Genomic DNA, 7,616 nt, shown 5'->3' with positions numbered 1-7,616 from the left:
GTCCATGATACGGCGCTTGACCAGGAATTCGGTCCGGTCAGCCTCGACATTGAGCATGATCTCGACGCTGCCGATCATCAGGCCGACGGGAAAGAGCATCAGGAAAAGCGCAAGCGGGCCCGGCGCATGCACCGCGATGGCATAGGCAAGCGCCACCAGCGGGACCAGGACAAGCAGCGCGCGGCGGAAGCCGACGCGCTCGAGAAGCGGCGTCGCCAGCGTCAGCGCTGTCAAGGTGCCGATCGGGGTTCCGATCAGGCTGAGCCCGAGGGTGCCATCCTCGATGTTCATGGCGTGCTTGATGTCGGGCAGCCGCGGAAAAATGTTGCCCATGGCGAAGGAATAGATCGCGAACCCGGCATAGACGCGATGTTGGGGGGCAAGGTTGAGGCCAAGGCTCATCGCGGTGCTTTCAAAGGAAGAGAGACTGGCTTTGTCCGGCAGTCGGGCAGGCCCTTCCTTGCATAAACGTGCATAACATGCAAGAACGTGCACAAGCAAAACAGGATCATGCAATGCTGACCGATGAGCGGCATCGAATCATCCGCGACCGCCTGGCGGCGGAGGGAAGTGTGTTGGCCGGCGAACTGGCGACCCGCTTCGGCGTCTCGGAGGACACCGTCCGCCGCGATCTGCGGGAGTTGGCGAAGTCCGGTCAATGCCGCCGCGTCTATGGCGGCGCGGTCGCATCGGCGCCGTTTGCGGATGCTCCCATCAGCCTGCGCGGCGGTCACGCCGTTGAGGAGAAGATGCGGTTGGCGAGCGCGGCTGTGGCGCTGCTTTCCCCTGGACAGTCCCTCTTTATCGACGGCGGCAGCACCAACACCGCTCTCGCCAGGGCCATTCCCCGCGACCTCGAGCTGACAATTGCCACCAATTCGCTCGGCGTTGCCTCGGCGCTGTCCGATCACCCATTGGTCGAGCTGATCGTGCTGGGTGGCAGGTTCGTCCGCGACCTCGGGACCTGCGTCGGCGCCGATACGCTGGCCGCCGTCGCGCAGCTCGGCGCCGATCTGTTCTTCCTGGGCTCATGCGGTCTCGACGCCGCGCGTGGCGTAACGGCGTTCGATCCGGCCGAGGCCGAGGTCAAGCGGGCCATGGCTCGGAACTGCGCCGGCATTGTCGTCGCCGTGACCGGCGACAAGCTGGCAACCGCGGCGCCCTACCGCGTCGCCGGGGCAGAGGCGATCCGCCATCTAGTGGTCGAAAAGACTGCACCGGCCGCAATCCTTGCGGATTTCGAACGTCAAGGCGCCGAAATCCACTTCGCATGAGGGTGGGGCGAGACGGGGCCGGTCACGGCACTTTGGTTTCGGGTTCGGCCGAAGTCCCGGGCTGAAGGCGAAAGAAGCGCAGGCGACCTGCTTGCCTTGACAAATCAGGCCTCCCATGCGCTTTTCGCGCAAATTTTCAGGGCCGGGCCGTGATGCCTCGGCCCGCAACCCAGCACCCCGGACTTTACCAATGACAATGCACCGTTACCGCAGCCATACCTGTGCCCAGTTGAGAAAGAGCGACGTCGGCTCGACCGTTCGCCTGTCGGGCTGGGTGCATCGCGTGCGCGATCATGGCGGCCTGCTCTTCATCGACCTGCGCGACAATTATGGCCTGACCCAGATCGTCGCCGATCCGGATTCGCCGGCCTTCAAGGTCGCCGAGACGGTGCGTGGCGAATGGGTCATCCGCGTCGACGGCGAGGTCAAGGCGCGCTTGCCCGAGACCACCAACGCCAATTTGCCGACCGGCGAGATCGAGATTTTCGCCCGCGAGATCGAAGTGCTGTCGGCGGCCAAGGAATTGCCACTGCCGGTGTTCGGCGAGCCGGACTATCCCGAGGATATCCGCCTGAGATACCGCTTCCTCGACCTGCGCCGCGAGACGCTGCACAAGAACATCATTGCGCGGACAAAAATCATCGCCGAGATGCGCAGGCGCATGACGGATGTCGGCTTCACCGAATTCTCGACGCCGATCCTGACCGCCTCATCGCCGGAAGGCGCACGCGACTTCCTGGTGCCGTCGCGCATCCATCCCGGCACCTTCTACGCGCTGCCGCAGGCGCCGCAGCAGTACAAACAGCTGATCATGGTGTCGGGCTTCGACCGCTATTTCCAGATCGCGCCCTGCTTCCGCGACGAGGATCCGCGCGCCGATCGTCTGCCGGGTGAATTCTACCAGCTCGACCTCGAAATGAGCTTCGTCGAGCAGGACGACGTGCTGTCGACCATGGAGCCGGTCATGCGCGGGGTCTTCGAAACCTTCGCCAACGGCAAGCCGGTGACGCAGAAATTCCAGCGCATCCCCTATGATGTCGCCATGCGCAAATACGGTTCCGACAAACCGGACCTGCGCAACCCGATCGAGATGCAGGCCGTCTCCGATCATTTTCGCGATTCCGGCTTCAAGGTGTTCGCCAACATCCTGGCCAACGACCCGAAGGCCGAGGTGTGGGGCATTCCGGCAAAGACCGGCGGCAGCCGCGCCTTCTGCGACCGCATGAATTCCTGGGCGCAGGGCGAGGGGCAGCCGGGGCTGGGCTATATCTTCTGGCGCAAGGAGGGCGACAAGCTCGAAGGCGCCGGCCCGCTGGCCAAGAACATCGGCGAGGAGCGCACCGAGGCGCTCCGCCTTCAGCTCGGCCTTGCCGATGGCGACGCCGCCTTCTTTGTCGCCGGCGATCCGAAGAAGTTCGTCTCCTTTGCGGGGGCTGCGCGCACGCGCGCCGGCGAGGAGCTGAACCTTGTCGACCGCGAGCGTTTCGAACTGTGCTGGATCGTCGACTTCCCGTTCTTCGAATGGAACGAGGAAGAGAAGAAGATCGACTTCGCCCACAATCCGTTCTCGATGCCGCAAGGCGGCATCAATGCGCTGAATGGCGAGGACCTGCTCGGCATCAAGGCGTTCCAGTATGACATGGTCTGCAACGGCTTCGAAATCGCTAGCGGCGGTATCCGCAACCATCTGCCCGAAACCATGGTCAAGGCGTTCGAGACGGTCGGGCTGGACCGCGCCACGGTCGAAGAGCGCTTTGGCGGCCTCTACCGCGCCTTCCAGTATGGCGCGCCGCCGCATGGCGGCATGGCCGCCGGCGTCGACCGCGTCGTGATGCTGCTGCTCGGGGCGAAGAACCTGCGCGAGATCACCATGTTCCCGATGAACCAGCAGGCCTATGATTTGTTGATGAACGCGCCTTCGGAAGCGAGCCCGCAGCAGCTTCGCGACCTGGCACTGCGCGTTGCTGTGCCCAAGAAGGACGCCTGACCACGCTCGGGCGATGCTTTAGAGAACCGCCCGAACCGATTCTTTCGATTCGCTAATCCCATAAAAAAGCCCGGCATCGCTGCCGGGCTTTTTCGCTTATTGAGATCGCTTCGATCAGTCTTCGTTGGCCTTGACGGTGACGCCGAGCGTCTTCGGCAGGTCGAGCGGGTTGGACATGGCGCCCGCCATGATCAGCGCGAACGGCACTGATGCCGGCGGCTCGGCCGAGATTTCGAGGCTCTTCGGATCGTCGAGATACTTGCCGACCGCGGCCGTGACCTGTGCCGTCAGCTCGGGATTGTTGAGCTGCGCCATGCCGAACGGCACGATCGCCTTGGCCTGGTTGGCGATGTCCTTGCCGGACATGCCTTGCTGCTTGCCGACATAGTCCAGCACCTTGTTGGTCAGCGAATCGTCGTCGAAGCGGATCGAGGCGCTGTTGAACGAAAGCTGCTGCAACAGGCCGAGCATGGCCATGCCTTGCGCCGAATTGTCGGCGCCTTCGGGCTGTGCCGCCATCTTCTTCTGCATTTCCTGCAGCGACTTGATGAAGTCCATCGTGTAGCCGCCGAGATCGAAGGTCATGCCGAGCGTGCCGGCATTCTCGACGGAGATGTCGTATTTCGACAGTTCCATCTTGCCGTCCGAAGGCTGCCAGGTGCCGGCCATCTCGAGATTGCCCGCGATGTTCTGGTAGCCGAGCGCGTTGATGACTTCCTTGGACTTGGGATCGTCGACCAGCGTCAGGTCGGCGTTGAACTTTTCCGTGGTGGCGGTGAATTCCATCGCCTTGCCGTCCGCCGGCGGCGTGATCTCGATGGCAAGCCCGTCCATCGAGAAGGCGGTCTTGTCGGCAACCTTGACGGTCATGTTCGAGAGTTCGGCGGACTTGTACATCATCAGCGAGCCCAGCGGGCCGGTGGCGCCGTCAGCCGGAACGGTCATGTCATGGATGACGAAGGGGCTGAGATCGAGGGTGACGCCGTCCTTGCTGTGTTCGAAGGCAGCCGTCGACACGGTGGCGATGTCATAGCCGCCATTTGCCTCGGTGACGCCTTCGAGCTTGACGTCGCCGATGGTGAGCGCTTCCTTCTCCGCCGCCGGTTTGATGGCAACGCCCTGCAGCACCATGCTGGTGTTGTCACCGGTCACGCCGGTCCAGGTGATGTCGACGCCCTGGGCGGAAAGTGCTGCCTTCAGCCGGTCGGCAACCGCCGCATCCTGTGCGAGGGCCGCATTCAGCGGCAGGGTGAGCAAAAAGGTAGAAAGGGCGAATTTCCTAAGAGTTGAGCGTTTGATTGTCATCGCAAGGTCCCTGAGAGTGTGCTGAAATTGTTTTTCAATTCTTTGCGCCATCACCATTCCGCGACGAACTGGACGGGAAAAAGGCGTGTCCCGGCACAATGGTCAAAAATCACGGTGAAAGGCAAACTCGATCCCACCGTCTTTGCGCAAACCGGTGAATTTGTCATGAAGAGCCGGTTGCCTGATATCATCGTGCTTGGCCTTAGAACCCGCATGTAACAGGCTGATGTTGGTCGACATCCCTTGGCGGATGGTTTCATGTTGCAGAAGGGTCGGTATGTCGGCCTGCCCCTTGCTGCGAATCACCCGCTCGGTTAGTCCCAGCCCATGGGAAAAAGGCTTTTGCCGCCTGAAAATGGCGGTGGCGATCATATCGAGCCGGTCGATCTGAAGAAGGCGCTGGAAGAGCGCTATCTGGCCTATGCGCTGTCGACCATCATGCACCGGGCGCTGCCCGACGTGCGCGACGGACTGAAGCCGGTCCATCGCCGCATCATGCACGCCATGCGCCTGCTGCGGCTCAATCCTGACCAAGGCTTCGCCAAATGCGCCCGCATCGTCGGCGAGGTGATGGGCAAGTTCCACCCGCATGGTGACCAGTCGATCTATGATGCGCTTGTGCGGTTGGCGCAGGATTTCTCGATGCGCTACCCCTTGGTTGACGGGCAAGGCAATTTCGGCAACATCGACGGCGATAACGCCGCCGCCATGCGCTACACCGAAGCGCGCATGACCGATGTGGCGACCGAACTGTTGTCCGGCATCACCGAGGACGCCGTCGACTATCGGCCGACCTACAACGAAGAAGACGAAGAGCCGGTGGTTTTGCCCGGCGCCTTTCCGAATCTGCTGGCCAACGGCTCGTCCGGCATCGCGGTTGGCATGGCGACATCGATCCCGCCGCACAACGCGGCCGAGCTTTGCGACGCGGCACTTCACCTGATCGAACACCGGGACGCGACGGTGGCGAAGTTGATGGACTTCGTCCAAGGGCCGGATTTCCCGACTGGCGGCATCATCGTCGACAGCCGCGCCTCTATCCTCGAAGCCTATGAAACCGGCCGCGGTGGCTTTCGCGTGCGGTCGAAGTGGATCCAGGAGGACCAGGGCAGGGGCACCTGGAGCATCGTCGTCACCGAAATCCCCTATGGCGTGCAGAAGGCGCGGCTAATCGAGAAGATCGCCGAGCTGCTGATGGCACGCAAGCTGCCGCTGCTCGAGGATATCAGGGACGAGAGCGCCGAGGACGTCCGCGTCGTGCTGGTGCCGAAGAGCCGTTCGGTCGACCCCGGCATCCTGATGGAATCGCTGTTCAAGCTGACCGAGCTCGAAAGCCGCTTCCCGCTCAACATGAACGTCCTGTCGCGCGGCAAGGTGCCCAACGTGCTGTCGCTGAAGGGCGTGCTGCAGGAATGGCTCGAGCACCGCCGCGAGGTTTTGATCCGCCGCTCGAAACATCGGCTTGGCGAGATCGAAAGACGGCTGGAGATACTTGCCGGCTATCTGATCGCCTATCTCAACATCGATGAGGTGATCAGGATCATCCGCGAGGAGGATGAGCCAAAGCAGGTCATGATGGCCCGCTGGTCGCTCACCGACAACCAGGCCGAAGCCATCCTCAACATGCGGCTGCGCGCTCTGCGCAAGCTTGAAGAATTCGAGATCCGCAAGGAATTCGACGGCCTGAGCGCCGAGAAGAAGCAGATCGAGGCATTGCTTGCTTCAAACGAGAAGCAGTGGGCGACGATCAGGTGGGAAGTCACCAACATCCGCGACAAGTTCGGCCCGGAGACCGAACTCGGCAAGCGCCGCACCCAGTTCGCCGACGCGCCCGAGCATGATCTGACCGACATTGCGCACGCCATGATCGAGCGCGAGCCGGTCACCGTGGTTGTCTCGGAAAAGGGCTGGCTGCGGGCGATGAAGGGGCATCTGGCCGATCTCTCGACGCTGACCTTCAAGGAGGGCGACAGCCTCAAGCTCGCCTTCCACGCCCAGACCACCGACAAGGTGCTGGTCTTCACCACCGGCGGCAAGTTCTACACCATCGGCGCCGACCGGCTGCCTGGCGGGCGCGGCCATGGCGAGCCGATCCGCATCATCGTCGACATGGACAACGACCAGGACATCGTCACCGCCTTCGTTCACGATCCGAAGCGCAAGCTGCTGCTGGCCTCGCATGACGCCAATGGTTTTATCGTGTCGGAGGAGGAAGTCGTCGCCAACACCCGCAAGGGCAAGCAGGTAATGAACGTCAAGGCGCCGGACGAAGCCAAGCGCTGCATCCCGGTCACCGGCGATCATCTCGCCATCGTCGGCGAGAATCGCAAGATGCTGGTGTTCGCGCTCTCCGAGATTCCGGAAATGGGCCGCGGCAAGGGTGTACGCCTGCAGAAATACAAGGACGGCGGCCTTCTCGATCTCAAGCCGTTCACGCTGGAGAGCGGCCTCTCCTGGCAGGATTCAGCCGACCGCACCTTCACCCGGTCGCGCGAGGAACTGGCGGAATGGATCGGCGCCCGCGCCTCGGCCGGACGCATGGTTCCGAAGGGGTTCCCGAGGACGGGGAAATTTGGATGACGCTGCTAATCTCCTCTCTCGAGGGGGAGATGTCGCCAAAAGGCGACAGAGGGGGTCGGTACGACTGGACGCGACCTTCTACCTTTGAAAGAGGATGTCGGCTCTCGACGCGCGGCGACCCCCTCTAGCCCGCCGGCCGTTCGTCGTTCGGAAAGCCAAGCAGTTGGCTTTCCGTCCGCTGCGCGGACCACTCCTCAACCCCCTCAAGGGGAGATCCCCAGCCATTTGGACTATCGTCACGATTGCTGCACTATATCAGTGCATAGAAGGGAAGGGTGTTTGGGAGAGGCAGGCGTTTGAAGGAAGCAAGAATCCAGAAACCGGAACGGCAGCAGCGCCTGTTCGGCCTGTCGACGCCGTTGCGGGCGGCCGTCATTCCGCCGCTGTCGGCGGCGCGCTGGCTGCTGGTGCTGATCGTCGCCGCGGGCGTCTATTTCTTCCATGGCTTCCTGTTTCCTGTGCTGGCGGCG

At 62.5% G+C, this 7,616-nt stretch carries 5 protein-coding genes and 2 pseudogenes; 4 read left to right on the top strand and 3 right to left on the bottom strand.

Features of this window, described 5'->3' with window-relative positions:
- Positions 1 to 402, bottom strand: a pseudogene (locus EN993_RS27605) (MFS transporter); the annotation flags it as partial.
- A gap of 113 nt (positions 403 to 515) precedes the next feature.
- Between EN993_RS27605 and EN993_RS27600 the strand changes: the two are divergent.
- Positions 516 to 1,274 (top strand): DeoR/GlpR family DNA-binding transcription regulator, encoded by a 759-nt coding sequence (locus EN993_RS27600; RefSeq protein WP_127265341.1) that lies wholly within the window; start codon positions 516 to 518, stop codon positions 1,272 to 1,274.
- Positions 1,275 to 1,470: 196 nt separating this feature from the next.
- On the top strand, positions 1,471 to 3,261 hold the full coding sequence (aspS, locus tag EN993_RS27595; RefSeq protein WP_164757843.1) for an aspartate--tRNA ligase: 1,791 nt from the start codon (positions 1,471 to 1,473) through the stop codon (positions 3,259 to 3,261).
- A 114-nt stretch (positions 3,262 to 3,375) separates the two neighbouring features.
- Here aspS and EN993_RS27590 read toward each other — a convergent pair whose 3' ends face one another.
- Positions 3,376 to 4,566 (bottom strand): hypothetical protein, encoded by a 1,191-nt coding sequence (locus EN993_RS27590; RefSeq protein WP_127265339.1) that lies wholly within the window; start codon positions 4,564 to 4,566, stop codon positions 3,376 to 3,378.
- Between the two features lie 102 nt (positions 4,567 to 4,668).
- Entirely contained in the window at positions 4,669 to 4,938 is a 270-nt protein-coding gene (locus tag EN993_RS27585; protein ID WP_126068768.1) for a hypothetical protein, read from the bottom strand.
- Here EN993_RS27585 and parC point away from each other — a divergent pair.
- Positions 4,894 to 7,146 carry a DNA topoisomerase IV subunit A gene (parC, locus tag EN993_RS27580; RefSeq protein ID WP_127265338.1) on the top strand — a complete coding sequence of 751 codons (2,253 nt, stop codon included), beginning with the start codon at positions 4,894 to 4,896 and terminating at the stop codon, positions 7,144 to 7,146. The two genes, EN993_RS27585 and parC, sit on opposite strands and share 45 nt — an antisense overlap.
- 296 nt (positions 7,147 to 7,442) lie before the next feature.
- Positions 7,443 to 7,616 (top strand): annotated as a pseudogene (locus tag EN993_RS38015) (AI-2E family transporter); the annotation flags it as partial.

Source organism: Mesorhizobium sp. M7D.F.Ca.US.004.01.2.1 (assembly GCF_003997785.1).
GTDB lineage: Bacteria > Pseudomonadota > Alphaproteobacteria > Rhizobiales > Rhizobiaceae > Mesorhizobium > Mesorhizobium loti.
This window is presented reverse-complemented; position numbering and strand designations above follow the sequence as displayed.

Bases quoted from the DNA above. Each gene is read 5' to 3' on its own strand.
- aspS (WP_164757843.1), top strand. From the start codon at position 1,471: ATGCACCGTTACCGCAGCCATACCTGTGCCCAGTTGAGAAAGAGCGAC.
- EN993_RS27590 (WP_127265339.1), bottom strand. From the start codon at position 4,566: ATGACAATCAAACGCTCAACTCTTAGGAAATTCGCCCTTTCTACCTTT.
- parC (WP_127265338.1), top strand. From the start codon at position 4,894: ATGGGAAAAAGGCTTTTGCCGCCTGAAAATGGCGGTGGCGATCATATC.
- EN993_RS27585 (WP_126068768.1), bottom strand. From the start codon at position 4,938: ATGATCGCCACCGCCATTTTCAGGCGGCAAAAGCCTTTTTCCCATGGG.
- EN993_RS27600 (WP_127265341.1), top strand. From the start codon at position 516: ATGCTGACCGATGAGCGGCATCGAATCATCCGCGACCGCCTGGCGGCG.